This window comes from Allosphingosinicella deserti (assembly GCF_003012735.1).
Classification (GTDB): domain Bacteria; phylum Pseudomonadota; class Alphaproteobacteria; order Sphingomonadales; family Sphingomonadaceae; genus Allosphingosinicella; species Allosphingosinicella deserti.
The window spans coordinates 90,068-113,186 of sequence record NZ_PXYI01000003.1 but is presented as its reverse complement, the minus strand read 5'-3'; the positions used below and the strand labels follow the sequence as shown (position 1 = coordinate 113,186).

At 66.0% G+C, this 23,119-nt stretch carries 27 protein-coding genes and 1 tRNA gene; 13 read left to right on the top strand and 15 right to left on the bottom strand.

Annotated elements, in window-relative coordinates; genetic code table 11:
* Position 1 precedes the first annotated feature (1 nt).
* Positions 2 to 139 (bottom strand): aa3-type cytochrome c oxidase subunit IV, encoded by a 138-nt coding sequence (locus C7I55_RS08945; RefSeq protein ID WP_106512602.1) that lies wholly within the window; start codon positions 137 to 139, stop codon positions 2 to 4.
* Between the two features lie 134 nt (positions 140 to 273).
* Between C7I55_RS08945 and C7I55_RS08940 the strand changes: the two genes are divergently transcribed.
* The 3 genes from C7I55_RS08940 to C7I55_RS08930 are packed head-to-tail and all read left to right on the top strand — an operon-like array spanning position 274 to position 3,330.
* Positions 274 to 1,734: a sigma-54-dependent transcriptional regulator gene (locus C7I55_RS08940; protein WP_106512601.1), complete on the top strand. Its 1,461-nt coding sequence runs from the start codon at positions 274 to 276 to the stop codon at positions 1,732 to 1,734.
* A gap of 47 nt (positions 1,735 to 1,781) precedes the next feature.
* On the top strand, positions 1,782 to 2,537 hold the full coding sequence (locus C7I55_RS08935; RefSeq protein ID WP_106512600.1) for an SDR family NAD(P)-dependent oxidoreductase: 756 nt from the start codon (positions 1,782 to 1,784) through the stop codon (positions 2,535 to 2,537).
* Positions 2,518 to 3,330 (top strand): phosphodiester glycosidase family protein, encoded by an 813-nt coding sequence (locus C7I55_RS08930; RefSeq protein ID WP_106512599.1) that lies wholly within the window; start codon positions 2,518 to 2,520, stop codon positions 3,328 to 3,330. Before C7I55_RS08935 ends, C7I55_RS08930 begins: the two co-directional genes overlap by 20 nt.
* A gap of 6 nt (positions 3,331 to 3,336) precedes the next feature.
* Here C7I55_RS08930 and C7I55_RS08925 read toward each other — a convergent pair whose 3' ends face one another.
* The gene (locus C7I55_RS08925; protein ID WP_233222124.1) at positions 3,337 to 3,711 is read right to left on the bottom strand and encodes a GNAT family N-acetyltransferase; all 375 of its coding nucleotides are present in this window, start codon (positions 3,709 to 3,711) and stop codon (positions 3,337 to 3,339) included.
* Positions 3,712 to 3,871: 160 nt separating this feature from the next.
* On the opposite strand from C7I55_RS08925, the gene C7I55_RS08920 reads away from it, so the two are divergent.
* The 3 genes from C7I55_RS08920 to C7I55_RS08910 all read left to right on the top strand — a co-directional run bounded on the left by C7I55_RS08920 (position 3,872) and on the right by C7I55_RS08910 (position 6,705).
* Positions 3,872 to 4,762, top strand: a complete 891-nt coding sequence (locus C7I55_RS08920; RefSeq protein WP_106512598.1) for a manganese catalase family protein — start codon at positions 3,872 to 3,874, stop codon at positions 4,760 to 4,762.
* A gap of 155 nt (positions 4,763 to 4,917) precedes the next feature.
* Complete coding sequence (locus C7I55_RS08915) at positions 4,918 to 5,826, top strand: manganese catalase family protein (RefSeq protein WP_106512597.1); 909 nt, start codon at positions 4,918 to 4,920, stop codon at positions 5,824 to 5,826.
* A gap of 93 nt (positions 5,827 to 5,919) precedes the next feature.
* Complete coding sequence (locus tag C7I55_RS08910; protein ID WP_106512596.1) at positions 5,920 to 6,705, top strand: ZIP family metal transporter; 786 nt, start codon at positions 5,920 to 5,922, stop codon at positions 6,703 to 6,705.
* 252 nt (positions 6,706 to 6,957) lie between these two features.
* Here C7I55_RS08910 and folP read toward each other — a convergent pair whose 3' ends face one another.
* From folP to C7I55_RS08885, 5 genes are all read right to left on the bottom strand, one after another.
* Entirely contained in the window at positions 6,958 to 8,040 is a 1,083-nt protein-coding gene (folP, locus tag C7I55_RS08905; RefSeq protein WP_106512595.1) for a dihydropteroate synthase, read from the bottom strand.
* Positions 8,041 to 8,594: 554 nt separating this feature from the next.
* Positions 8,595 to 9,728: a site-specific DNA-methyltransferase gene (locus C7I55_RS08900; RefSeq protein ID WP_106512594.1), complete on the bottom strand. Its 1,134-nt coding sequence runs from the start codon at positions 9,726 to 9,728 to the stop codon at positions 8,595 to 8,597.
* 189 nt (positions 9,729 to 9,917) lie between these two features.
* The gene (locus C7I55_RS08895) at positions 9,918 to 10,520 is read right to left on the bottom strand and encodes a ribonuclease HII (RefSeq protein WP_106512593.1); all 603 of its coding nucleotides are present in this window, start codon (positions 10,518 to 10,520) and stop codon (positions 9,918 to 9,920) included.
* Positions 10,521 to 10,724: 204 nt separating this feature from the next.
* The gene (gene xth / locus C7I55_RS08890; protein WP_106512592.1) at positions 10,725 to 11,504 is read right to left on the bottom strand and encodes an exodeoxyribonuclease III; all 780 of its coding nucleotides are present in this window, start codon (positions 11,502 to 11,504) and stop codon (positions 10,725 to 10,727) included.
* A gap of 84 nt (positions 11,505 to 11,588) precedes the next feature.
* Positions 11,589 to 11,924, bottom strand: a complete 336-nt coding sequence (locus C7I55_RS08885) for a HesB/IscA family protein (protein WP_106513149.1) — start codon at positions 11,922 to 11,924, stop codon at positions 11,589 to 11,591.
* Positions 11,925 to 12,053: 129 nt separating this feature from the next.
* Between C7I55_RS08885 and purS the strand changes: the two genes are divergently transcribed.
* Positions 12,054 to 12,317 (top strand): phosphoribosylformylglycinamidine synthase subunit PurS, encoded by a 264-nt coding sequence (gene purS, locus C7I55_RS08880; RefSeq protein WP_106512591.1) that lies wholly within the window; start codon positions 12,054 to 12,056, stop codon positions 12,315 to 12,317.
* A complete protein-coding gene (gene purQ / locus C7I55_RS08875) occupies positions 12,314 to 12,979 on the top strand; it encodes a phosphoribosylformylglycinamidine synthase subunit PurQ (protein WP_106512590.1) in 666 nt (221 codons plus the stop codon). The genes purS and purQ overlap by 4 nt, the downstream gene beginning before the upstream one ends.
* Before the next feature lie 158 nt (positions 12,980 to 13,137).
* Here the strand turns inward: purQ and C7I55_RS08870 are convergent, their stop codons facing one another.
* From C7I55_RS08870 to C7I55_RS08855, 4 genes are all read right to left on the bottom strand, one after another.
* Positions 13,138 to 13,377, bottom strand: coding sequence for a hypothetical protein (locus C7I55_RS08870; RefSeq protein WP_106512589.1), 240 nt, complete (start codon positions 13,375 to 13,377; stop codon positions 13,138 to 13,140).
* Positions 13,378 to 13,704: 327 nt separating this feature from the next.
* Complete coding sequence (locus C7I55_RS08865; RefSeq protein ID WP_106512588.1) at positions 13,705 to 14,019, bottom strand: hypothetical protein; 315 nt, start codon at positions 14,017 to 14,019, stop codon at positions 13,705 to 13,707.
* A 1-nt stretch (position 14,020) separates the two neighbouring features.
* The gene (locus C7I55_RS08860) at positions 14,021 to 14,761 is read right to left on the bottom strand and encodes a queuosine precursor transporter (protein WP_106512587.1); all 741 of its coding nucleotides are present in this window, start codon (positions 14,759 to 14,761) and stop codon (positions 14,021 to 14,023) included.
* A 178-nt stretch (positions 14,762 to 14,939) separates the two neighbouring features.
* Entirely contained in the window at positions 14,940 to 15,188 is a 249-nt protein-coding gene (locus C7I55_RS08855; RefSeq protein WP_106512586.1) for a hypothetical protein, read from the bottom strand.
* A gap of 372 nt (positions 15,189 to 15,560) precedes the next feature.
* On the opposite strand from C7I55_RS08855, the gene C7I55_RS08850 reads away from it, so the two are divergent.
* The 3 genes from C7I55_RS08850 to C7I55_RS08840 all read left to right on the top strand — a co-directional run bounded on the left by C7I55_RS08850 (position 15,561) and on the right by C7I55_RS08840 (position 17,459).
* Positions 15,561 to 15,637: transfer RNA gene (locus C7I55_RS08850), tRNA-Arg, on the top strand.
* A 276-nt stretch (positions 15,638 to 15,913) separates the two neighbouring features.
* Positions 15,914 to 16,174 carry a hypothetical protein gene (locus tag C7I55_RS08845; protein ID WP_106512585.1) on the top strand — a complete coding sequence of 87 codons (261 nt, stop codon included), beginning with the start codon at positions 15,914 to 15,916 and terminating at the stop codon, positions 16,172 to 16,174.
* Positions 16,175 to 16,430: 256 nt separating this feature from the next.
* A complete protein-coding gene (locus C7I55_RS08840; protein WP_106512584.1) occupies positions 16,431 to 17,459 on the top strand; it encodes a hypothetical protein in 1,029 nt (342 codons plus the stop codon).
* Positions 17,460 to 17,510: 51 nt separating this feature from the next.
* Here C7I55_RS08840 and C7I55_RS08835 read toward each other — a convergent pair whose 3' ends face one another.
* From C7I55_RS08835 to C7I55_RS08820, 4 genes are all read right to left on the bottom strand, one after another.
* Complete coding sequence (locus C7I55_RS08835) at positions 17,511 to 17,888, bottom strand: hypothetical protein (protein WP_199192771.1); 378 nt, start codon at positions 17,886 to 17,888, stop codon at positions 17,511 to 17,513.
* A 96-nt stretch (positions 17,889 to 17,984) separates the two neighbouring features.
* Positions 17,985 to 19,337 (bottom strand): Gfo/Idh/MocA family protein, encoded by a 1,353-nt coding sequence (locus tag C7I55_RS08830; protein WP_106512583.1) that lies wholly within the window; start codon positions 19,335 to 19,337, stop codon positions 17,985 to 17,987.
* Positions 19,338 to 19,351: 14 nt separating this feature from the next.
* Positions 19,352 to 20,524 (bottom strand): Gfo/Idh/MocA family protein, encoded by a 1,173-nt coding sequence (locus C7I55_RS08825; protein WP_106512582.1) that lies wholly within the window; start codon positions 20,522 to 20,524, stop codon positions 19,352 to 19,354.
* A 12-nt stretch (positions 20,525 to 20,536) separates the two neighbouring features.
* Positions 20,537 to 20,983: a cupin domain-containing protein gene (locus C7I55_RS08820; RefSeq protein ID WP_106512581.1), complete on the bottom strand. Its 447-nt coding sequence runs from the start codon at positions 20,981 to 20,983 to the stop codon at positions 20,537 to 20,539.
* 147 nt (positions 20,984 to 21,130) lie between these two features.
* On the opposite strand from C7I55_RS08820, the gene C7I55_RS08815 reads away from it, so the two are divergent.
* Complete coding sequence (locus tag C7I55_RS08815) at positions 21,131 to 22,756, top strand: NAD(P)/FAD-dependent oxidoreductase (RefSeq protein WP_106512580.1); 1,626 nt, start codon at positions 21,131 to 21,133, stop codon at positions 22,754 to 22,756.
* Positions 22,753 to 23,118 (top strand): ribonuclease HI, encoded by a 366-nt coding sequence (locus C7I55_RS08810; RefSeq protein ID WP_233222123.1) that lies wholly within the window; start codon positions 22,753 to 22,755, stop codon positions 23,116 to 23,118. The genes C7I55_RS08815 and C7I55_RS08810 overlap by 4 nt, the downstream gene beginning before the upstream one ends.
* Position 23,119: the final 1 nt, after the last annotated feature.

The following is a 23,119-nucleotide window of genomic DNA, read 5'->3' as shown; positions in this document are numbered from 1 at the left end:
ATCAGTTCGCGATGATCAGAACGACGAGCGCGGCGATCACCGCCGAAATGATCGTGCCCCATTTGAAAAGGGAAACGAAGCCGGCATAGCCCTTTTCGTGGATTTGGGTTTCCTTCTCCAGGTCCAGCTCGGCAGCCATGTTCGATCCTCTTTTTCTGCAACGATGGGTCGGCGCTTCTCTAACAAGAGAGTGCGGGCTTCCCAAGCCCCGAATTAAGCCGACCTTTACCACCTTGGGGTAGAGCCTGTCTGACTTCGAGAAGGGGAGTTTGGATGCGGCCCGAGCCTACGCGCTGCCTGTTGCTTATCGACGACGAGCCGGCCCAGCGCCGACTGGTCACCGCCATCGGCGCCCGCGCGGGCTGGTCGGTGCGCGGCGCCGGTGATGTCGAAGGCGCTGCCGCCATCCTCGCCGAGACCGAAGGTCCGCCGGTCGATGCGATCCTGCTCGACCATTGGCTGCCAGGCGATGAAGGCACCGCGCTGATCGAACAGATTCGCGCGCTCAAGCCCGAATTGCCGCTGCTGGTGATGACCGCACAGACGTCGGTCGCGACCGCGGTCGAAGCGATGCGCGCCGGTGCCAACGATTTCCTGGTCAAGCCGATCGCGCCCGATCGGCTGCTGACCGCATTGAACGCCGCGACCGACCGCCGTCAGCGCAACGGCGAGCTCCGCCCGCTGTCAGAAAAGATTTCGCAGCCGCTCGCCTTCGACGAGATCGTCGGATCGGCCCCGCAATTCCGCGCCGCCATGGCGATTGCCGCCAAGGCCGCCCGCGCCCGCGTGTCGGTGCTGATCGAGGGCGAGAGCGGATCGGGCAAGGAAGTGATCGCCCAGGCGATCCACACCGCGTCCCCGCGCGGCCGCAAGCCGATGATCACGGTGAATTGCGGCGCCATCCCCGCCAACCTCGTCGAATCGGTGCTGTTCGGGCATGAAAAAGGTGCCTTCACCGGCGCATTCGACCGCCACATCGGCCGTTTCGAGGATGCCGACGGATCGACCCTGTTCCTCGACGAGGTCGGCGAGCTGCCGCTCGACACGCAGGTGAAATTGCTGCGCGCGCTCGAGACCGGCGAGATCCAGCGCATCGGCGGCCGTTCGATCCAGATGGTCGACGTCCGCATCATCGCCGCGACCAACCGCCGCCTGGTCGACGAGATCGCCCGCGGCCGCTTCCGCGAGGATCTCTATTACCGGCTGAACGTCGTGCACGTCGACATCCCGCCGCTGCGCGCCCGTGCGAGCGACATTCCGCCGCTCGCTCGCCACCTGCTCGCCCGGATCGCCGAGCAGCCCGGCATGCGCCGGCTGTCGATCACCGACGACGCGCTCGCGGTGCTGATGCGCTACGGCTGGCCGGGCAATGTCCGCCAGCTCCAGAACGCCCTCTTCCGGGCCGCCGTTCTGTGCGAGGGCAATGCACTGAGCGCCGCCGATTTTCCGCAGATCCGCCAGGAATCGACGCTGAGCCGCCGCTCCGACGATTATCATGGCCGCGCCTTGAACGGGGCTTCGCAAAGCGCCGCGCTCAACAACGGTGCCGGAATCACCCTCTACGGCGACGACGGCAACATGCGCTCGCTGGACGAGATCGAGGCGGACGTGATCCGGCTTGCGATCGGCCATTATCGCGGGCGGATGACCGAGGTCGCACGCCGGCTCGGCATCGGCCGCTCGACCTTGTATCGCAAGCTCGGCGAGCTCGGCATCAGCGAAGCGGCGGCCTGAGGCCGCACACGCTTTGACCGCCGCCGCCGGTGGGTTACACAGGCGCAATGACCGACTTTGAAAATGCGGTGGCGCTGATTACCGGCGCCGCCTCCGGAATCGGCGCGGCGACCGCAACGATCCTCGCCGCCCGCGGCGCCCGCAAGCTGATCCTCGTCGACCAGCAGGAAGACCGGCTGCGCGATTTCGCTTTCTCCCTGCCCTGCGAGCGGCAGGTGATCATCGGCGACGTCACCGACCAGGCGATGTGGGGCAATGCCGACCTCACCGGGATCACCCATGCGGTGGTCAATGCCGGGGTCGGCGCCGGCGAGCCGATCGAAACCCTGAGATTCGAGGAGTGGCGGCGCGTGCTCTCGATCAATCTCGACGGCGCGTTCCTGACCCTGCAGGCGGCGATGCGGGCGATGAAGGGCAATGGCGGATCGATTGTGCTCACCGCCTCGGTCGCCGGACTCAAGGCGGAGCCGGGGATCGCCGCTTATGCCGCCTCCAAGGCCGCGGTGATCCATCTCGCCAAGGTCGCTGCGAAGGAGGGCGCGCCCTCGAAGATCCGGGTCAACGCGATCGCACCGGGCGGGGTGGAGACCGCGATCTGGTCGGAAGTCCCCTTCTTTCAGACCCTGGTCGAGAAGACCGGATCGGAAGACGCCGCCTTCCAGGTGCTCGGCGGATCGGCGACTCCGATGGGCCGCTTCGCTCGTGCCGAGGAGATCGGCGAACAGATCGCGTTCCTGCTCTCCGACAAGGCCGCCTTCGTCACCGGATCGTGCCTAGTGAGCGATGGCGGCTATTCGCTTTAGCGCAATCGCGCTGGCCCTGCTGACGGCGAGTTGCGGCACCGACACTCCACGCGGCGGCGCCGTAGCCGACACCCAGGCGGATAACGGTTTTGATCCGGCAACGCTCGCCGCGCCGCCGGCCTGCGACAGCCGCACCTTCGAAGGCACGGCATTCACGATCTGCCCGTTCGATACGCGGCAGGATCGGATCGTCATCGCCTTGCGCGGCGCCGACGGGAGCCCGCTGCGCAGCCTGGCCGCGCTCCGCGAGGACCTCGGCCCGACGGCCGCGGCGCAGGTGCGCTTCGCGATCAACGGCGGCATGTATGACGAGGATGGCGGGCCGGTCGGCCTGTTCGTCGCCGCGGGCAGGACCGTAAAACCGCTGAACCTGCGCGCGGGTCCGGGCAATTTCCACCTGCTGCCCAACGGCGTGTTCGCGGTCGACGCCGCCGGGCAGGTTTCGGTGACGCCGTCGGCCCGGTTCAGGAAGACGGTCGGGAAGCCGTTGTGGGCGACGCAATCCGGCCCGATGCTGGTGATCGACGGCAAGCTCCACCCGCGCTTCGATGCGGACGGACCTTCCCGGCTCGTCCGCAACGGCGTCGGCGTGATCGACGGCCGCCGGGGCTATTTCGCGATCAGCGAGGAAGGCGTGTCGTTCGGCCGCTTCGCGCGCTTGTTCCGGGATGCGCTCGGCTGTCGCAACGCCCTGTTTCTCGACGGCAGTGTGTCGAGCTTGTGGGATCCGGCCGCGGGCCGGGAGGATCCCTACTCGGCTTTGGGGCCGATGATCGTGGTCAGCCGCCGCTGATCCAGTTCAGGCGACGAGATCCTGCACCGCGGCATGCGTCTCCACATAGTGGCGGACGAACGAGCAGAGCGGATCGACCCTGAGCCGTCGCGTCCGCACCTCGTCGAGCGCCCCTTTGATAAGCGCACTGCCGACCCCCTGCCCTTCCAGTTCCGGTGGCACCTCGGTGTGGGTGAAGGCGATCCGGCCTCCCTCCAATCGATAGCCAGCAAAAGCGGTGATTCCATCGACGATCAGCTCGAACCGGCTCTGCTCCGGATTGTCGACAACGTGGTTCACTGCGAAGTCTCCCTTGGCGTCCCTTCCGAACGGCCGCGGCGTGGGAAGTTTCCAATCGAGCTGATCGATTACCGTGATCGAGCGAAAAGGTTTCGCACTCACAATATCCTCCCTAGATGTCGCCCGGTCGATGACTTGGTAAAACCAGGAACCATCCAGCAGCCAGGTAATTGAGCCGGCACCTCGCAAGCGTGATCAGCAACACCGCCGCCGGCGTTATTGTTGCCGAGACGGATTAGCGCTGAGATCTGGAGACCATAACATGTATTATACTGACAAACTTCTTCAGTTCCCCGTCCGCGTCGAAAAGCCCAGTCCTATCTTTGCCAAGGCGCTCCAGCAGGCGATCGGCGGCGTGGAAGGAGAGATCCGGGTCTGTCTGCAATATTTCTTCCAAGGCTGGGGCGCCCGCGGCGATTCCAAATATCGCGATCTGCTGCTCAACACCGCGACCGAGGAAATCGCCCATATCGAGATGCTCGCCACTGCGGTCGCGCTGAACCTCGAGAATGCGCCGCTCAGCCTCAAGGAGGATGTCGCCGCCGACGCTGCCGGCGGATCGGTGCTGAACGGAATGGACATGCGCCATGTTCTCTCCACCAGCCTGGCGGCGCTTCCGACCGACGCCAATGGCGTGCCGTTCGACTGCAGCCACGTCTATGCGAGCGGCAACCTTGCCGCCGACATGTTCGCCAACATCACCGCCGAGGCGACCGGCCGCAAGCTCGCTTTCTCGCTGTGGAACATGACGGACGATCCCGGGATGAAGGAGATGCTGTCCTATCTGATCGCCCGCGACACCTTCCATCAGAACCAGTTCATGGCTGTCGTCGACGAGCTCGGCGGCCTCCAGGCCAATCTCCCCGTGCCCAACAGCATCCCTCCGGAAGCGGAACTCCAGGAATTCAGCTACCAGCAGCTCGGTTTCAATCGCGACGGTTCGCCGCCGCCGCAGGGACGCTGGTCCGCCGGTCCAAGCCCGGACGGCAAGGGCGAATTCACCTCGCGTCCGATGGAACCATTGGGCGGCGAGCCGAATCTTGCGCCGCCGCGCCCGGGCGGTGGCGCCCAGACCCAGCAGATGGCCGCCAGCGACAATGGCGGCGGCCTCCTCCACAAGGCGGCCGAAGCGGTCAAGGACAGCCTCTCCTGATCGCCGCGTAAAGGCGGGGCGCTCCGGCGCCCCGCTTCGTGCTGCGACATTAACCGTCCAAATGGATGAACGGGCTGGCTTTTTTGGCGGACGACGGAACGGGGGCACCCCTCCGCCTGTTCCGTTGATCTCACATGGCTAAGGGAGCCCCGCCCATGTTCATCCACAACAAGAAGCTGCAATATACGGTTCGTGTCGCCGAGCCGAACCCCGTCCTCGGCACGTTCATGCTCGAACAATTCGGTGGCCCCGACGGCGAGCTCGCCGCCGCCATGCGCTATTTCACGCAAGGGCTCGCCGAGGACGATCCCGGCCGCAAGGACATGCTGCTCGACATCGCCACCGAGGAGCTCAGCCATCTGGAAATCATCGGGTCGATCGTCGCGATGCTCAACAAGGGCGCCAAGGGCAAGATGTCCGAGGGTACGATGAGCGAGGCCGAGCTCTACATGGACATCGCCAAGTCGGCGAGCACGCCGACCCAGCAGATCGTTTATGGCGGCGGCCCCTCGCTCACCAACTCCGCCGGCGTTCCGTTCAGCGGCGCCTATGTCGATTCGCGCGGCGAGCCGACCGTCGATCTGCGCTCGAACATCGCCGCCGAAGCCCGCGCCAAAATCGTCTACGAGCGGCTGATCAACATCACCGACGATCCCGGCATCAAGGACGCGCTCACCTTCCTGATGACCCGCGAAGTGGCCCATCAGAAGTCGTTCGAGAAGGCGCTCTATTCGATCGAGAACAACTTCCCCTCGGGCAAGCTGCCGGGCCACCCCGATTATTCAAGCCTCTACGTCAATACGTCGCAGGGTGAAGGCGATCTGCAGGGGCCTTGGAACAGCGGCGAGGAATGGGACCGCGTCGACGACATCGTCAGCGCGATCCCGCTCGGCGGCGGCGACGGCACCGCCTCGGTGCACGGTCTCAGCAGTCGGGAGAAAAAGGATCTCACAGCGACAGCGGTCCGCACGATCTCGGATCCGACCCGCAATCCGACCACCGGCACCGATCTCGGCGCCGGCCCTGGCGCTGGCCGGACCAAGGACGTAACCGAAGAAGCGTGAACGATGTGCGGCTTCCCGGTCGGAAATGCTTGACTTGGAACCCGATCAAGGCCGTGCCGTTCGCAGCACAGGATAGAAAGTGAACGGCACGGCGTGACGCAAAGCATCATTTTCACCGGATTCCTCGCAAGTCTCATTGCCGGCCTTGCGACCGTTCTCGGAGCGCTGCCGATCCTCAGCATCGGCAAGCCCACCGAGAAGCAGCAGAATGTGTTCCTGGGATTCGCCGCCGGCGTGATGCTGGCGGCGTCTTTCTTCTCGCTGATCATTCCCGGGATCGAGCAGGCGCAGCAGCAGGGCGCCGGAAAGGCGCAGGCCGCTGCGATCGTGGTCGCCGCCGTTCTGCTCGGCGCCTTCACCATTTCGCAGATCAACCGCTTCGTGCCGCCGCTCGACACGATCGGGGTCGGACCGACCGGGATCGCCGAAGCGACCTTCCGGCGGGTGTGGCTGTTCGTCGCCGCCATCACCCTCCACAATTTCCCGGAGGGGCTTGCCGTCGGCGTCAGCTTCGGCGGCGGCGACATGGCCGCCGGAACCGCGACCGCGCTCGGCATCGGCCTGCAGAACATCCCTGAAGGCTTGGCCGTCGCAGCGGCGCTGACCACGATCGGCTATTCCGCGCGCGCAGGCGTGCTCGCCGCGCTCGCCTCCGGCCTCGTCGAACCGATCGCCGGACTGTTCGGAGTCACGCTCGTCTTCCTGTCCGCGCCGCTGCTGCCCTGGGGCCTCGGCTTCGCGGCCGGGGCGATGATCTATGTCGTCGCCTCCGAAATCATCCCTCAGACCCATAGCAGGCTGGAATTGCGTCCGCTCGCCAATGTCGGGCTGATGGTCGGCCTCGGGATGATGATGTTCCTCGACGTCAGCCTGGGGTGACCTCGCTCATCGCCCGGTTCGTTCGGGATGAGGCTCTCCTCAGCGAAGTTCAAGGGCCTCTCCCAATCCTCCCTGTCTGTCCCATCTGTCTCCGTTCGGACTGAGCCTGTCGAACTCCTCTTTTTGTCTCTCAACCTGGTGAGGCAGGGGGGCGTCGACAGGCTCAGCCCGAACGGAGTGGGGTGGCGTCGCTTTCGAGTGTCCCCGAACAGCGTGGATGATGATGATTTTCGCCCCCCTCGAGGCCCAGGCTCAGGACGGAGTCAGCGCCGCGTCGCGGAGGCCGCGCCAGACTCGGAGGGCCTGCACCGTCTCGGGAACGTCGTGGACCCGGACGATCTGAACGCCTTGCTCAACCGCCTTGAGCGCAAGCGCGAGCGAGCCGGGCAGGCGCTGGTCGGCAGGCGCCTCGCCGGAGAGCGCACCGATCATCCGCTTGCGGCTGGCGCCGAGCACGATCGGACAGCCGAGCCCGTGATAAAGGCTGAGATGGTTCATCACGGCAAGGTTGTGCTGGATGGTCTTTCCGAAGCCGATGCCGGGATCGACGAGGATTCGTTCGCGCGCGATCCCCGCCTCGACGGCGGCGTCGATCCGCGCCTCAAGCCAGTCATAGACGGCGAACGCCACCGGGCCGTCGTAGCGCGGCGCCTCCTGCATCGTCTCGGGCGTGCCCTGATGGTGCATCAACACGATCGGGCATCCGGCACGCGCGACCACGTCGGCGGCACGGGGATCGAAGGTCAACGCGGCAACGTCGTTGACGAGCCCTGCCCCCGCGGCGAGTGCCGTCTCCATCACCAGCGCCTTGCGGCTGTCGATCGAGACGGCCGTGCCGGACGCGGCGAGCTGACGCACCACCGGTTCGACCCGCGCTGCTTCGTCCTGCTCCCAGACGGGCTGCGCGCCGGGTCTCGTCGATTCGCCGCCGACGTCGATCAGGGCCGCTCCCGCCGCCGCCATCGCGAAGCCGGTATCCACGGCGGCGTCCGGCGCCTCGAAGCGACCGCCGTCAGAGAAGCTGTCGGGTGTGACGTTGAGGATGCCCATTACTTGCGGCTGATCGAGGCGGATAACCCGGGCGCCGAGGTGCAGCGGCGGCCGCGGCGACAGGATGTTAGCCCAGGCGCGGCGGGCATCGTCTCCGAGCCGATCGAGCGCCGCATCGATCGCGCGAACGGGCACCAGTTCCAAGGTGCAGCGCCCGTGCTCCGATGACGAAATCTCGACGGCCGAGAACCAAAGCATGCCGCCGGCGAGGCGGGCGACCTGCTCGTCGAGGTCGAAGGGCGCATCGACGAAGGCGACGGGGCGGAGATAGTGACGCAAGGGCATCACCGATCCTCCCGCGTCTCCGCCCGCATGTCCAGCCTGGCAGATCGACGTCGCGGAATGAGCCCGGCCGCGCCGCATGACGGAGATTTCGTCTTGCGATGCAACCGAACTGATCTATGTTATCCAGCCTGTGATCGGCGACGTTATACTAGCACCGTGACTCGGGACGCAGAAGGCGCACGAGTGGAGGTTGGCGACCGCCTCTTGAACGAAGGCCAGCAGGGTAACTGAGTCTCCATAGGCACGAATCGTCATGGTGGGCATGACTGTGATCCGTGCCGCTTCAACACCCAAAGGGGCTCCCGCAGACCTCCCGTGGTCAAAGGCGTGCGAGCGATGAGGCGTGAAGGGACGGTCGCCAGCCGCAATATTACTCCATTTCGGAGGCGTGTCGAGCAGCTTCCTTGCTCCAGCGGGGTGAAATTCACACGCGTATGTCCGTTGCGGAGCGGAATCGGTCCGAAATGGAGCAAAGTCGGCGGCACCTGAAACGAAGCGGGCGGGAAAGCCTGTGCTCCCCGCCCCGATCGCGAATCGTCGAAGCTCGACGAGGCTTAGTCCATCATCAGCAGATAACGTTGGCGCAAGGCGTCGATCGGCGTGAGCACGCCGGCTTCCTCATAATGCCAGAAGGTCCACCCGTTGCACGCCGACGCCCCTTGGGCAGCCGCGCCGATGCGGTGGATCGAGCCCTGCTCCCCTTTATGCTCGATCGATGCGTCGGCGCAGACGCTGGCCTCCCAGCGGCGCTTCGAATCGGTGAGCAATGTTCCGGGCTTCAGCATGCCGGTTTCGACGATCGCGCCGAACGGCACCTTGGGCTGCGATCGCTTTGACGCCATGGTCCGCATGGCGCTTTCGTCGAGCTCAAGCGTGGAATCGATCCGCTCGCGGGCGACCTTCACATAACGCTTCTCACGCTCGATCCCGATCCAGTTCCGGCCGAGGCGCCGCGCCACCGCACCGGTGGTGCCGGTGCCGAAGAAGGGATCGAGGACGACGTCGCCCTTGTTGGTGCAGGCGAGCAGCACCCGGTAGAGCAGGCTTTCCGGCTTCTGGGTCGGGTGCGCCTTGTGGCCGCCCTCGCCCTTCACACGCTCGCCGCCCGAGCAGATCGGCAGCAGCCAGTCGGATCGCATTTGCAGTTCGTCGTTCAGCGCCTTCATCGCGCGATAGTTGAACGTGTAGCGGCTGTCCTCGCTGTGCGAGGCCCAGATCAGCGTCTCATGGGCATTGGTGAAGCGGGTGCCCCGGAAGTTCGGCATCGGATTGGCCTTGCGCCAGACGATGTCGTTGAGGATCCAGTAGCCCGCATCCTGCAATGCGGAGCCGACCCGGAAGATATTGTGGTAGCTGCCGATCACCCAAAGGGTGCCGTTCGGCTTCAGGATCCGGCGGGCTTCCTTCAGCCAGGCGCGCGTGAACGCATCATAGGCGCCGAACGTCTCGAACTTGTCCCAATCGTCGTCGACAGCATCGACGCGGCTGCCCTCGGGCCGGAACAGATCGCCGCCAAGCTGCAGATTGTAGGGCGGATCGGCGAAGATCATGTCGACCGAGGCAGTCGGCAGCTTCGACATGGCGGCGATGCAATCCTCTACGAGAATCTGGCCGAGCGGCAGATCGTGCGCCGGCTCGGCTTTCTTCGCGCGCCGAACGCCAGAACCCACACGCGTCAATACGGTCATTGCCATCCGCCCCCGTTGAAACTCACGAAGCGCACAGTGAGTCAGACCGACTCAGCGGTCAAGATCAAGGATTTGGACCGAGTGGCTCAACCCTCGTTTACCATCACCGGAACGAAAGGAGTCCTGCGCTAGGAATAGGGTCCGCCGCCGCTCTTCAGACTCAACATGAAGTGGTGTGGCCAGAAAGGCTCACAGATCCATGATATATTGGCGAACCGGGGCGAAGCTGCGGCGATGCAGCGGCGTCGGCCCGAGCGCGTGCAGCGCACGACGGTGCTCGGGCGTCGGATAGCCCTGGTTGGTCTCCCAGCCATAACCGGGATGCTGCCGGGCATATTCGGCCATCATGCCGTCGCGGGTGACCTTGGCGACGATCGAGGCCGCCGCGATCGAGCGGCATTTCGCGTCGCCGGCGACGATCGCGACCGACGGCCGTTCCCATTTGGGCGTGCGGTTGCCGTCCACCAGGACCATCGCAGGATCGAAGCCGAGCGCGTCGACCGCGCGGCTCATCGCCAGCATGCGCGCCCAATAGATGTTGAGACGGTCGATCTCCTCGACCGTGGCAATACCGACGCCGACGCGCGCCACTTGGTGAAGCTTGGCGCAGATCGCCTCGCGGGTCTTGGCGGGCAAGGCCTTGGAATCGTCGATGCCGCGCGGGAAACGCTCGCGATCGAGCACGACCGCGGCAGCGACCACCGGCCCGGCGAGCGGCGCGCAACCGGCCTCGTCGACGCCGCAGACCGGATCCGGATGGACTTTCTCGAGCTTGAAACAGGGACGCGCCATCTCCGGAGCATAAGAAAGACGCAGGCTCCAAGCCAAGAAAAAAGCGTGACGGCTCAGCGCTTTCCTGTGGATTTATCGAGCAGTGACCTGCCCCTTCGCTAGCGCCCCCATTAACGGACTACTTGATGGGGGCCGGCAAGGAGAGGGATTACCGAAGCTTGGTGGCTCTACCGCCCAGCGGAGACCGGGAGAGGAGAGAGCTCCTCAGTCCTCGATCTCGACCCAGGTCGGCGCATGGTCGCTGGCCTTCTCGCGACCGCGATAGTCCTTGTCGACCCCGGCATCGAGCAGCCGATCGGCAGCCTGGGGCGACAGCAGGAGGTGATCGATGCGGAAGCCCGCGTCGCGCTGCCAGGCACCGGCGGTATAATCCCAGAAGGTCCACACCGGACCTTCGGGATGACGGGCGCGGATCGCGTCGGTCCAGCCCTGGTTGACGATCGTGCGGAAGGCGGCCCGGCTTTCGGGCTGCATCAGCGCATCGCGCGCCATCGCCTTGGGCGAAAAGACGTCCTCGTCGGTGGGAATGACGTTCCAGTCGCCGGCGAGCACCACCGGCCGCTCCTCGCCGAGCAGTTCGCGCGCATGGGCACGAAGGCGCTCCATCCAGGCGAGCTTGTAGTCGAACTTCTCGCCGGGAACAGGGTTGCCGTTGGGCAGGTAGATGGACGCGACGATCACCCCGTTCACCTCCGCCTCGATATAGCGGCTGTGGATGTCGTCGGGGTCGCCGGGCAGGCCGACCCGCCGCAGGGTCGGCGAACCGGCAGCGACAGGGGTGAGGATGGCGACGCCGTTGAAGCCCTTCTGGCCGTGCCAGTGCCCGTCATAGCCGGCGGCGCGGACGTCCTCGATCGGGAAGGCGTCGTCGGCGCACTTGATCTCCTGCAGACAGAGCGCATCGGGCTTCTGCTCCTCGAGATATTCGACGAGCCGGGGCAACCGCGCGCGGATGCCGTTGAGATTGTAGCTGACGATCTTCATGCGCCCGTGGCTTAACCATATGCGGCGCGCCCGTCACCAGCGAAACCCGTCACCAGCCGAGGCGGGTGACCGTTCCCGAGCGGCTCAGACGCTGAAGCTCGATCCGCAGCCGCAGCCCGACGCGGCGTTGGGATTGCGGACCTGGAAAGCCGCGCCGCCGAGGCTCTCCACGAAATCCACCTCGCCGCCGCGCACCAGATCATGCGTCATCTCGTCGACCACCAGGGTGACGCCGTCGCGCTCGGTGGCGAGATCCTCGGCCTCCACTTCGTCGGCAAGGCCGAAGCGATAGGAGAATCCGGCGCAGCCGCCGCCCTCGACCGCCAGCCGCAAGATTGCGGGCTTCCCCGTTCTCTGGGCGATCACCGCCACGCGGGCGGCAGCGGACGGACTAAGGGCGATCTCGGGAACCTGGGTCATGCCGCAAAGATAGGGACCTCGCCGCCTTCCCACAAGCGCGGCGCCCGCGCCCGCACGCGGCACGCGACGCTTGTGCGATCCGGCGCACGGCTCCATAGGACGCGCGAACTCCAGCCGCGAGCGAGACTGATGAAAACCCGCGTCTACGTGACCTTGAAGAACGGCGTCCTCGATCCGCAGGGCAAGGCCATCCACCACGCCCTCGATGGCCTCGGCTTTTCCGGCGTCAACGACGTCCGCGCCGGCAAGCTGATCGAGCTCGATCTCGCCGACACCGTCTCCGACGAGGATGTCGAGGCGATGTGCCGCAAGCTGCTCGCCAACACCGTGATCGAGAATTTCCGGATCGAGCGGGCGGCGCATGCCGACAGCGCGGCGGATCAGGTCGCATGAACAGCGCGGTCATCATCTTCCCCGGCTCCAATTGCGACCGGGACATGTTGACCGCGCTGGAAGCGGTCACCGGACGGGCGCCGACCAGGGTCTGGCATCGCGAGACCGCTTTGCCCGACAGCGTCGATCTCATCGCCGTGCCGGGCGGTTTTTCCTACGGCGACTATCTGCGCTCGGGCGCGATGGCGGCCAATTCGCCCGTGATGCGGGCGGTCAAGGACGCCGCCGATCGCGGCGTGCCGGTGCTCGGCGTGTGCAACGGCTTCCAGATCCTCACCGAAGCGGGGATGCTGCCCGGCGCGCTGATGCGCAATGCGGGCATCCGCTTCGTCTGCGGCGACGTCGCGCTGACCGTCGGCGAAGCACGCTCGCCGTTCACCGCCGGCTATCGCAGCGGCGAGGAGATCGTGATTCCCGTCGCGCATCATGACGGCAATTTTCAGGCCGATCAGGAGACGCTCGATCGGCTCGAAGGCGAAGGCCGCATCGCCTTCCGCTATGCCGGCGAGTGCAACGGCTCGGCCCGCGACATCGCCGGGATCGTCAGCGATCGCGGCAACGTGCTCGGCATGATGCCTCACCCGGAGCGCGCGGTCGAACCGGCGCACGGCAACCAGGAGGGCCGCCGGCTGTTCGAAGGATTGCTCGAAGCGGTCGGCTGAGCGCCGACGCGTCGCTCATGGATCGGTGGCCATGGTGCCGCATGGTCACCGAAGGCCCGGTTCCTCTTTTGGGCGATGCTCAGGTTAGCCACGTGCGGCCGGCGCGGAAATGCTTCAGCGGTGGGCTCGCGGCTCCGAGCGGAACCCTGATTCCCGATTCAATTGAATGGCCGGATCGGCTGAGCGGGAGCGCGAAGCAGCGCCGCGTGGCGATCAAGAAGGCGTTGCCACTGCTTGGCCGTCTTGCAGACCTCCGTTCCGGTCGGCCGGTTGTGCTTGTCGCGAAGCGGCACGCAGGCCACCTGATCCGGATCCTGGGCGGCCGGCTCGGCCGCATCGGCAGGAAGCGCCGATAGCGCAAAGAGGAAGGCAGCTCCCACAACGGCAAAATAACGCATCCCGGCGACTCCTGCGGTGAACACCCAAGACTAACGACAGAGGCGGGAATACGTCCAGAGGATTCATGCAAGTCCGTAAGCCGGAATCGACTTGCGGCGCTAAGATCTCCGGCTGTCTGCGATCACAGCACAGGCGGCTTCGAAGGGAGCGGGCCCGGACACATAAGATCCGAGAAGAAGGCTCGTCAGCTTCGGTACCCCGCAACGACGGTGCGCAAGGGATCATCTGGACGAAGATGAGCGGCGCCGTCCGCCCGAGGCCGGGATCATCACCACGCGGCGCAGGGTCTTCCTCTCTCCAGGACGACGAACTCTTCGGCAAAGTGCCTATTTCTTCAGCACCCGGGTGAAGCGGGCGAGGAGGAACAGGATCGCCGGCCAGAAGCAGGTGTTCCAGAGATCGTGGAAATTGAGCGCCCAGCGGATCCGACGCCCCGCCATATGGGTGTCGAGAACGTCCCAGATCTCGCCCGCCAGAGCCGCAGCGACCACGATCCCGATCGGCAGCATCGATTTGAGCGAGCGCCGGGACACGATGGCGGCAACCAGGAACAGGGTCATTCCAACATAGACGTGGAGCGTGTCCTTGGGTAGGCCGGTCATCTGCACCAGCCACAATTTGGAATGCTGAAAGCTGGTCATCTCAGAGCATCGTCCGGAATGGGGTGAAATCCGTGCCGCTGTCGTAGACGTCCACGCCTTCGCGACGCTTGAGGAAGCCCACTACGGCGTAAGTGACCGGCGTCAGCAGCACTTCCCACGACACCTTGAGCAGGAACTGGCTGAGCATCACCCACAGCATCGCCTCGACCGGCCAGCCGGGTGCACCGTAGAATGCCAGCGGGTAGAAGACCAGGCTGTCGATCCCCTGGCCGACGATCGTCGAACCGATCGTCCGGCTCCAGAGATGGCGGCCCCGGGTGAGGATCTTCATCCGGGCGAGCACGTAGCTGTTTGCGAACTCGCCGAGCCAGAAGGCGATCACCGAGGCGAAGACGATGCGCGGCACTTGGCCGAAGACGCTTTCATACGCCCCCTGCCCCGGCCAGTCGGAGGCGGGCGGCAGCACCACCACCACCCAGCTCATCGCCGCCATGAACAGGGTTGCGACGAACCCCGCCCAGATGCAGCGGCGCGCCCGGGCGTAGCCATAGACTTCGGTGAGCACGTCGCCGAGCACGTAGGACAAGGGGAAGAACAGGATGCCCGCGCCGAACGGCCAGATGCCGATGCCCGGCAGATCGACCTCGGCGCGCTTGCCGGCGCCGAGCACGTTCGACAGCAGCAGGATGGTGACGAACGCCGCCATCACCAAATCGAAGTAACGGAATTGCGCGCTCCTGAGCGCGGCGCCGTCGACGCTTTGCGGTGATCCCCCGGTCATGGAGCGGACCTAGCGCGGCGGGCGGCATCGCGACAAGGGGCGCGCGAGATCGTTGCCACCCCGGCCCCTTTGCCATGGTTTCGTGCCTGAGCCTTCCCTGGATATCGGCCTCCCCTCCGTCATCGCGGCGGCGGAGTCCCCAGCCCATAGCACTCTCGCGCCCAACGATAGGGATCCTTCACGGACCCGCCCCCGGCGCGGCTTCTCCGCACGCAGCCTGGACCAGCCGGAAGGCGATCGTCCCCGCTTCGGGCGGCGGGATGATGGTATCGCCGGCCTGCTCCGGCGGCGGCGCGCGCACGATCGGCGGCGGCAGCGGCATGCCGCCGAGCGCACGAGCGGGCGGATCGAGCCAGACCTGCCGGGTGGTGCAATCGGCCCGCGCCGCCTGGGCGAAGGCGTCGTGACTCTGTCCGCCTTCGCTCATCGGCAACGGTTAGACCACCATGATCACGAAGGTGGCGGCACCCCGCACCGCCGCACGTCGCCCAGGAAGACACTCCGCTCAGCCGCCAACTCGACCGGCCGCCAGGTGAAACGCGTGCTTTCTCCGGGATAAGGCGCTTCGCGGGCCACCGCCTCGCCCCCCCGCCAGTAACGCAAACGCGAACAGAAACGATGACCGCATCACCACTCTCCTTCTCGCCTGCGCCAAGACATAGCATGAGTACAGGAGATGTTCACTATTTGTTTCTCCAGTCGCACGCTCACCTATCGAAACGATGCCACCGCCAGGCCCGCTGCGGCCAAAGGCGCCCGTTTCCTCCTCGGCAGAAAGTCGCTAGAGCGGCCCAGTCGCGCGCCCGTAGCTCAGTTGGATAGAGCACGAGCCTTCTAAGCTTGGGGTCACAGGTTCGAATCCTGTCGGGCGCGCCATCCATTAAAGGGCATCCCGCAGGGGTGCCCTTTAATGGATGGGGTGCCCCAGGATCGAACCTTTTCGAAGTCGAGGCGAAGCCGAGACGAGCGAGCGCAGCGAGGCAAATCCTGTCGGGCGCGCCAGAATTTGCTGTTTCGGGACAACCGGCGCTGATCGGCATTGGCCGATCACCACCGCCGGGTGGCACGGCGGAAGACGGCCGAACATGATGCCCGTCCGAGGTCTTCAAAAGAATCTCACCCCGGCTGCGTGCCTAAAGCTACAGGCTGCACATGGCGAAGAAGAAACGGTATCTCACCGCCACCATGGCTGACGGCTATGTCAAGACGATCGGCCCGACGGCGGCGCCCTTCACCCACTATTGGCGGATCGTCGCGCATCTCGGCGCCGGCCGAACCGAGGTCTTCTGGGGGCACGCCAGGTCGCTGAAGGAGGCGAGCAGCAAACAGGCGGCGACCAGGGAGGCGGCGCGGCAGCGCGGTTGGGAGCACTACGAGTTCGAGATCGCCGAACTCGTCGAGACCTTCGGTTGACCGGCGCTCAGGGACGAAGCTTTGCTCCATCCCGCCGCCCGCAAGCCTTGTCGCGAGCAGTACGTATTCGCTTCGGCGACAACGCCCACCCAAAATCGTTGCAGCGCTCAAACGAGCAAGTGTTGGCACCGAACTGGATCAATCCTGCTCCGATCGAATCGACTTGCAGAAAGCGGCACCCTTATACTTCCAGGCACGCCTCCAGCAGCCACGCCAATCGGGGCATGGCCTTGGGATCGGCGACATCGGAGACATCATGGCATCTTGCCCGATCGAGCCGTCGAAGACGCCGGCACCTGGATGGGTCGGGGGATTCTCCTCGTCCAAGCCGGCCTTTGCCTATCCCGATCCCGATCTTTCGTCGCTGCCGATGCTCGACAACATGGCGAACATCCGATTGCTCGATCGTCAACTCGACGTGTTGTGGCCGGAGTTCAGCTGGGAAACCGTGATCGGCGACCCCGAGTCGCGCTGCTACCAGATGTTCGCTCCCGACATCTCGCGCGCCGGCTATGACAGGACCGGACGGGTCTATTCGATCATCTGCCCGCAGCAGGGCAGCTATTCGAAGACCCTGGGCGATCTCAACATCGAGGTGACCGTCACCACCCAGCGCGGCTGGGTCGACGAGACCGCGACCAACCTGGACTATGATCTCGTCGCCGCCGACATGACCGTGACCGGCAAGATCTGGTTCGGGCCGGCGGCGCGGGACAAGCGAGTCTACAAGCTGCTCAAGCTGATCCTGGAGGCCGAGAAGCTGCCATTCCCCGACGACAAGGCCAATGCCATTGAGGTGACGTTGCACCGGGTCGGCGATCCGGATCAGCCGATCATTTCGATCCGGTCGGGCGTCAATTCCGCTTTCCCCAACCCCCATTTCGCGACCCACGAGGACGAGGCGTGGGCGGTCGCCAACGTGGCGGTCCAGATCGGCCCGATCCAGCCTCGCCACAATCCCATGGTCGATGAATTCAACGCGATGATCATGGACATCTTCAATCTGGGGTCGGGCAATCTGCTGCAGCCGGGCAATATCCTGACCTGGAACGTCTGGGTCGACGCGCCGACGATCGTCGATCAGGCCGAATGGAAGGCCCATGCCGAGAAATGGCGCCATTCGATCGACACCGGCCATGGCAGCCCGGACGGGCCAGGCACGGTGCCGCGCTATTTCGACGGCACCGACTTCAATCCCGTCGACGCGGTCGTCGAGAAAGAATTGGATCTGATCAAGGCGTGGCTGAAGACACACGTCCGCTGGCTTTCGGACCTGGCGATCTGACGCCGCACGTTTCCCGAAGTCAGGCTCGGCAAACCGGCCGTTCGCGGCGGTTCACAGGCCGCCGCTGAACTCGAAGGTGAAGCGAAGTTGCTTCGGCGCAGGGGGCGCGCCGGCAGTGCGACCGGGCGTGACCGCGACGAGTGTCAACGCGCCGTCCGCGACCTGCACCGGCGTGCCGAGCGTCAGATCCATCTGTTTCGACCAGCTGCCGCCGATCACCGTGGCGCGCAGGACGACGCGTCCCGCCCACACGCAGAGCGTGTCGACCGGGCAGCGGCTGTCCTCGATCACGCGATCCGGCCGTACCCGCGGTCCACCGACATAGGCGATCTGCCCAAGCGCCACCGGACCTTCGATGCCGTGCGGATCCGGCGTGGTGGCGCACCCGGCGAGCAGGCCGGAGGCGAGGAGAAGAATGGCAGTTTTCATCAGCGATCCCGTGAAAGCCGACCCCTGACGCCACGCTGAACCGGAGGCGCGTCGCGCCCGATGCACGTCTCACTCATGCTGACGCAATCGGAAGCCTCACACTGCATATTTCGCCCGCTGCGGTCGGCTCAGCATCGCATTCGCCGCGTCGTCGCCGAGGAAGCGCTCCGCTTTGGGGTCCCAGCGCAGGCGCCGCCCGGTCTTCATCGCAATATGGTGGAGGAGGCAGGTCGAGCAGGCGCGGTGGCCGATCTCGGCCGGTGCGCTGAGCGGAGCGCCGGTCTTGATCGCATCCAGCCAGTTGCGGTGCTGCTCGGGCGCTTTCAGCAGATGGATTTCGTTCGGGCCGATCACGCTGCCGAGGATCTTCGGGTCGCTCGCCTGCAGCGGCACGATCTGCGGGCCGGCGGGATCGCTCGCCGTCACCGCGCCGCTCCTCGTGACGAAGATCCAGCCGCGATCGCCGATGAACTTGATGCCGTTGGGCAGCGCGCCGGAGATCGTCATGGTGACGCCGTTGGCGTAGCGCGCGTGGGTCTCGAACGGGCCATGCACGTCCCACAGGCCGCTGGCCGGGAATTCGGCCTTGCCCCACACCTCGACGGGTCCGCTATGCTCCATGTCCATGCCCCAGTGGGCGATGTCGACATGGTGCGAGCCCCAGCCGGTGATCATGCCCGCGCCGAACTGCTCGCAGCGCAGCCAGCCCGGCCGCGCCTCGAAGCTGTCCTGCGGGTGGACGCGCATCTCAGTATAATAGATTTCGGGCGTGGTCCCGAGCCAGGCATCGTAATCGAGATTGGACGGGATCGGCATCGGCGGCGCCTCGGGCCCCGAAGGATCGCCGGGAAGCCCGACCTCGACATGTTTCAGCCTGCCGATCCGCCCGTTGCGCACCAGTTCGGCCGCCTTGTGGAATTGCGGCCAGGGATCCTGGCCGCGCTGCTGCGAGCCGATCTGGAGCTTGCGCCCGGTCGCCTTCACCGCGTCGGCCATCGCCCGGCCCTCGGCGATGGTCAGTGACGCCGGCTTCTGCAGATAGACGTGCTTGCCCGCCCTGACAGCATGCACCGCCAGCGGGGCATGCTGGTGATCGGGCGTCGAGATCAGGACCGCATCGATGTCCTTGTCGGCGAGCAGCGCCCGATAATCGGAATAGCCTTTGGTCCCCGAATAACTCTTGCCGGTCTTCTGGGCCTTAAGATCGTCGACCAGCTGCATGCCCGCGCCGAGCCGCTTGGTGTCGACGTCGCACACCGCGACGATGTGGGCGTCGTCGTGCTTCAGCACCTCCTTGATGTCGTGGCTGCGGCCGATCCGCCCGGCACCGATCGCACCGACCACGATCCGGTTGGAGGGCGCATTCTGGCCGAACACGCTGGCGGGTACGATCATCGGCGCGCCGAGCGTCGCGACGGCCTTGACGAGACCGCGTCTGGAAAGCTGCATATGTCCCTCTCCGCTCAGGCCGTGATCGGCCGGGTGGCGTTCTTCTGGGCGGTGAGCACCAGCTCGGCGGCGAGCAGGGCCTGCGCCTGATCCTGGGCGATGCTGCTGCGCTCGACAATGTCGGTGACGAATTGCGGACCGAACGGCAGCGGGACGCGGGAGCAGTCGATATATTCGACCCCCTTCCTGTCGGCGACGATCAGGTGGTTGCCGCCGGGCCGGCCCGCGACGTCGATATATTTGCGCAGCTCGATATAGCCGTCGGTGCCGAGCAGGAACAGGCGGCCGTCGCCCCAGGTCGGAAGTCCGTCGGGCGTGTACCAGTCGACCCGCACATAGCCGGTGCCGCCATTGCCGGTGACCATCATGTCGCCGAAATCCTCGAACTTCGGCTTGGCCGGCCAGTGAAGATTTCCGGTCTGCGCCGCGACGACTTGGGCCCGGGTCGAGCGGGTGTAGAATAGGAACTGCTCGGCCTGGTGGCTGCCGATGTCGGTGAGGATCCCGCCGTAGCGCGCCTTGTCGAAGAACCAGTCCGGCCGGCTCGGTGCGTTGACCCGGTGGGGCGCAAGGTTGACGGTCTGCACGACCTTGCCGATCCGCCCCTGCTCGACCAGGTGCCCGGCATGGACGGCGGCGCGCACCTCGAGCCGCTCGGAATACATGATCGCGAACTTGCGGCCGGTGTCCTTCACCGCCTGGCGTACGTCGGCGAGCTGCGCCAGGCTGGTGATCGCCGGCTTGTCGCCGAGATAGTCCTTGCCGGCCTGCATCGCCCGGATGCCGAGCGGCGCGCGCAGATCAGGTATCGGAGCGCCGAGGATGAGCTGGATCCTCTTGTCCTCCAGTACCTCCGCCTCGCTGCGCGCCAGCTTGACCCCGTTGCCGTAGCGCTTCCGGAAGGTCGCGATCTGCGCCGGATCCTCGGCAAAGAAAGCGACCGGCGTGCCGCCGCCCCGGATCATCGCGTCGGTCATGCCGTAGATATGGGCGTGGTCGAGACCGATCACGCCGAAGTTTATGCGGTGCCTCGCCCCCGGCTCCGGCCCGGTGGGCGCCTCCGATGTCGAAACCGCGTTTCCCTGCGCGGTCGATTGCGCGAAGGCCGTGCTCGCGGTGCCGGCGAGGCCCGCAAGCCCCGCCAGCCCTGCGCCGGTCAGCATGTCGCGGCGGTCGATCGGGTCCATGTTCGGCCTCTCCTAGGTCTTTGGCGTTGCCGCACTCTTCCAGTTGATGACGTGGTAGGTTGCGGGCGTTCCGCCGACATTGCGCAGCGCGTGCGGCGCATTCGACGCATTGAAGATCACCGATCCGGGTCCGAGCCGCTTCCAGCTCCCCCCGGAGAGAACTTCGACAATGCCCTGACGGACGATCACCAGTTCCTCGTTGGGATGGCTATGCGGCGGGTGCGAGCTGAGGCCGGGATTGAGCGTGGTGATGTGCATCTCCAGCTCGTCCAGGGTCGCGGTCGGCCGGCGAACGACGTCGCGGATCGCGCCCACATCGGTCTTGCTGACGGAGAGCGCGTTCCAGTCCCACACGGCAGAGCCGAGCACGGCCTGCTGCGCCTGTCCCAGACCCGCCGCTGCGCAGGTGCAGAGCATCGCTCCCAGCGCCACCGTCACGTCACGGCGCGTGATCCGCATTCCTGTCTCTCCTCCGCACGTCTCGCGCATACGATCCGGCACAGCTTAGCCACATTCGGCAGCGGTGAAAGCCCGTTGTGACACCGGTAGCGGCCGAATCATGGTCACGCTTGGCGCTCGGGCCCGCCACCGGCTACAGGCGCGCGCATGTTGCGCATCACCGAATTGAGGCTGCCGCTCCACCATCCGGAGGAGGCGCTGCCGGCCGCGATCTGCAGGCGGCTGCGGATCACGCCGCGCGAGCTGGTCCGCCACGTGGTCGCCCGCCGCGCCAGCGACGCCCGTGACAAGACCGACATTCAGCTCGTTTACTCGGTCGACGTGAACGTCAGGAACGAGCCGGCGATCCTTGCCCGCTTCGCGAAGGACCGCAACGTCCAGCCGACTCCCGACACACGCTACCAGTTCGTGGCGAAAGCGCCCGAAGGGGGCGTCGCCCGGCGTCCAGTGGTGATCGGCGCAGGCCCGTGCGGATTGTTCGCCGGCCTGATCCTCGCACAGATGGGGTTCCGCCCGATCATCGTCGATCGCGGCAAGGTGGTGCGCGAACGGACCAAGGACACGTGGGGGCTTTGGCGGCGCAGCGTGCTGAACCCGGAGAGCAACGTCCAGTTCGGCGAAGGCGGCGCGGGCACCTTCTCCGACGGCAAGCTCTACAGCCGGATCAAGGACAGCCGCAATCTCGATCGCAAGGTGCTGACCGAGTTCGTCAAGGCGGGCGCGCCGCCCGAGATCCTCACCGAGGCGCATCCGCATATCGGCACCTTCCGGCTGGTGACGATGGTCGAGAGCATGCGCGAGACGATCGAGGGGCTGGGCGGCGAATATCGTTTCTCCACCCGCGTCGACGGGCTCGACATCCAAACCGATGGCGCGGGCAATCGCCGGCTGCGCGGCCTCCATCTCCACGACGGCAGCTATCTCGAAGCCGATCATGTGGTGATGGCGATCGGCCACAGCGCGCGCGACACGTTCGCGATGCTGCAGGCGGCGGGGGTGCATGTCGAGGCCAAGCCGTTCGCGGTCGGAGTGAGGATCGAGCATCCGCAATCGTGGATCGACCGGGCTCGATTCGGCACCGACGCCGGCAATCCGATCCTCGGCGCCGCCGAATATCATATCTCGCACCATTGCCGGAACGGCCGCACCGTCTACAGCTTCTGCATGTGCCCCGGCGGAACGGTGGTCGCTGCTACGTCGGAGGAAGGGCGCGTCGCCACCAACGGCATGAGCCAATATTCGCGCAACGAGCGCAACGCCAATTCCGGCCTGGTCGTCGCCATCGACCCGGAGCGCGATTATCCCGGCGATCCCCTCGCCGGGATCGCGCTCCAGCGCCGCTTGGAATCGCTGGCCTTCGTCGCCGGCGGCTCCAGCTACGAGGCGCCCGCCCAGCGGCTCGGCGATTTCCTGGCCGGGCGCCCGTCGACGAGCCTCGGCTCGGTCGTTCCGTCCTATCGGCCGGGCGTGCAGCCGACCGACCTGGCGCAATGCCTCCCCGATTTCGCGGTCGAGGCAATGCGCGAGGCGCTGCCCGTCTTCGGCCGCCAGATCCCGGGCTACGATCATCCCGACGTTGTCATGACGGGCGTCGAGACTCGGACGTCCTCGCCGGTGCGGTTCACCCGCGGCGACGACTTCCAGAGCCTCAACACCGCCGGGCTGTTCCCCGCCGGCGAAGGTGCAGGCTATGCCGGCGGCATCCTCTCCGCCTCGGTGGACGGGATCAAGGTCGCCGAGAAGGTGGCGGAAAGCCTGTGCCGCGGAGCGTGAAGATCTTCTTCGACGGCGGCTGCCGCCCCAATCCGGGCGCCATGGAGACCGCCGTCGTCGCCGGCGGAAAAACGATCTTTGCGCGGGATCTCGGCCATGGCACGAGCGAAGATGCGGAATGGCTCGCTCTGATCCACGCCCTCACGATCGCCCGCTCGCTGGGCAGGCCGGACTTCGTTCTGCTGGGCGACGCTGCCAACGTGATCGCCAAGGCGAATGGAACATTGCCGTGTCGTGAGGCAGGCCGCGGTCATCTCGAGCGTTTCCGTTCGCTCGCCGGGCCTGCATACCCGCGCGTGCGTCACATCAAGCGAACCCAGAACCTCGCCGGGATTGCACTCGCCCGCTTGCACGGGCGCTGAC

Bases quoted from the DNA above. Each gene is read 5' to 3' on its own strand.
- C7I55_RS08855 (WP_106512586.1), bottom strand. From the start codon at position 15,188: ATGAGCGAAGGCGGACAGAGTCACGACGCCTTCGCCCAGGCGGCGCGG.
- C7I55_RS08920 (WP_106512598.1), top strand. From the start codon at position 3,872: ATGTATTATACTGACAAACTTCTTCAGTTCCCCGTCCGCGTCGAAAAG.
- C7I55_RS08830 (WP_106512583.1), bottom strand. From the start codon at position 19,337: ATGCAGCTTTCCAGACGCGGTCTCGTCAAGGCCGTCGCGACGCTCGGC.
- C7I55_RS08860 (WP_106512587.1), bottom strand. From the start codon at position 14,761: ATGACCGGGGGATCACCGCAAAGCGTCGACGGCGCCGCGCTCAGGAGC.
- C7I55_RS08900 (WP_106512594.1), bottom strand. From the start codon at position 9,728: ATGACCGTATTGACGCGTGTGGGTTCTGGCGTTCGGCGCGCGAAGAAA.
- C7I55_RS08845 (WP_106512585.1), top strand. From the start codon at position 15,914: ATGGCGAAGAAGAAACGGTATCTCACCGCCACCATGGCTGACGGCTAT.
- C7I55_RS08835 (WP_199192771.1), bottom strand. From the start codon at position 17,888: ATGAAAACTGCCATTCTTCTCCTCGCCTCCGGCCTGCTCGCCGGGTGC.
- C7I55_RS08945 (WP_106512602.1), bottom strand. From the start codon at position 139: ATGGCTGCCGAGCTGGACCTGGAGAAGGAAACCCAAATCCACGAAAAG.
- C7I55_RS08915 (WP_106512597.1), top strand. From the start codon at position 4,918: ATGTTCATCCACAACAAGAAGCTGCAATATACGGTTCGTGTCGCCGAG.
- C7I55_RS08820 (WP_106512581.1), bottom strand. From the start codon at position 20,983: ATGCGGATCACGCGCCGTGACGTGACGGTGGCGCTGGGAGCGATGCTC.
- C7I55_RS08895 (WP_106512593.1), bottom strand. From the start codon at position 10,520: ATGGCGCGTCCCTGTTTCAAGCTCGAGAAAGTCCATCCGGATCCGGTC.
- purS (WP_106512591.1), top strand. From the start codon at position 12,054: ATGAAAACCCGCGTCTACGTGACCTTGAAGAACGGCGTCCTCGATCCG.
- C7I55_RS08870 (WP_106512589.1), bottom strand. From the start codon at position 13,377: ATGCGTTATTTTGCCGTTGTGGGAGCTGCCTTCCTCTTTGCGCTATCG.
- purQ (WP_106512590.1), top strand. From the start codon at position 12,314: ATGAACAGCGCGGTCATCATCTTCCCCGGCTCCAATTGCGACCGGGAC.
- C7I55_RS08935 (WP_106512600.1), top strand. From the start codon at position 1,782: ATGACCGACTTTGAAAATGCGGTGGCGCTGATTACCGGCGCCGCCTCC.
- folP (WP_106512595.1), bottom strand. From the start codon at position 8,040: ATGCCCTTGCGTCACTATCTCCGCCCCGTCGCCTTCGTCGATGCGCCC.
- C7I55_RS08940 (WP_106512601.1), top strand. From the start codon at position 274: ATGCGGCCCGAGCCTACGCGCTGCCTGTTGCTTATCGACGACGAGCCG.
- C7I55_RS08885 (WP_106513149.1), bottom strand. From the start codon at position 11,924: ATGACCCAGGTTCCCGAGATCGCCCTTAGTCCGTCCGCTGCCGCCCGC.
- xth (WP_106512592.1), bottom strand. From the start codon at position 11,504: ATGAAGATCGTCAGCTACAATCTCAACGGCATCCGCGCGCGGTTGCCC.
- C7I55_RS08815 (WP_106512580.1), top strand. From the start codon at position 21,131: ATGTTGCGCATCACCGAATTGAGGCTGCCGCTCCACCATCCGGAGGAG.
- C7I55_RS08840 (WP_106512584.1), top strand. From the start codon at position 16,431: ATGGCATCTTGCCCGATCGAGCCGTCGAAGACGCCGGCACCTGGATGG.
- C7I55_RS08865 (WP_106512588.1), bottom strand. From the start codon at position 14,019: ATGACCAGCTTTCAGCATTCCAAATTGTGGCTGGTGCAGATGACCGGC.
- C7I55_RS08825 (WP_106512582.1), bottom strand. From the start codon at position 20,524: ATGGACCCGATCGACCGCCGCGACATGCTGACCGGCGCAGGGCTGGCG.
- C7I55_RS08930 (WP_106512599.1), top strand. From the start codon at position 2,518: ATGGCGGCTATTCGCTTTAGCGCAATCGCGCTGGCCCTGCTGACGGCG.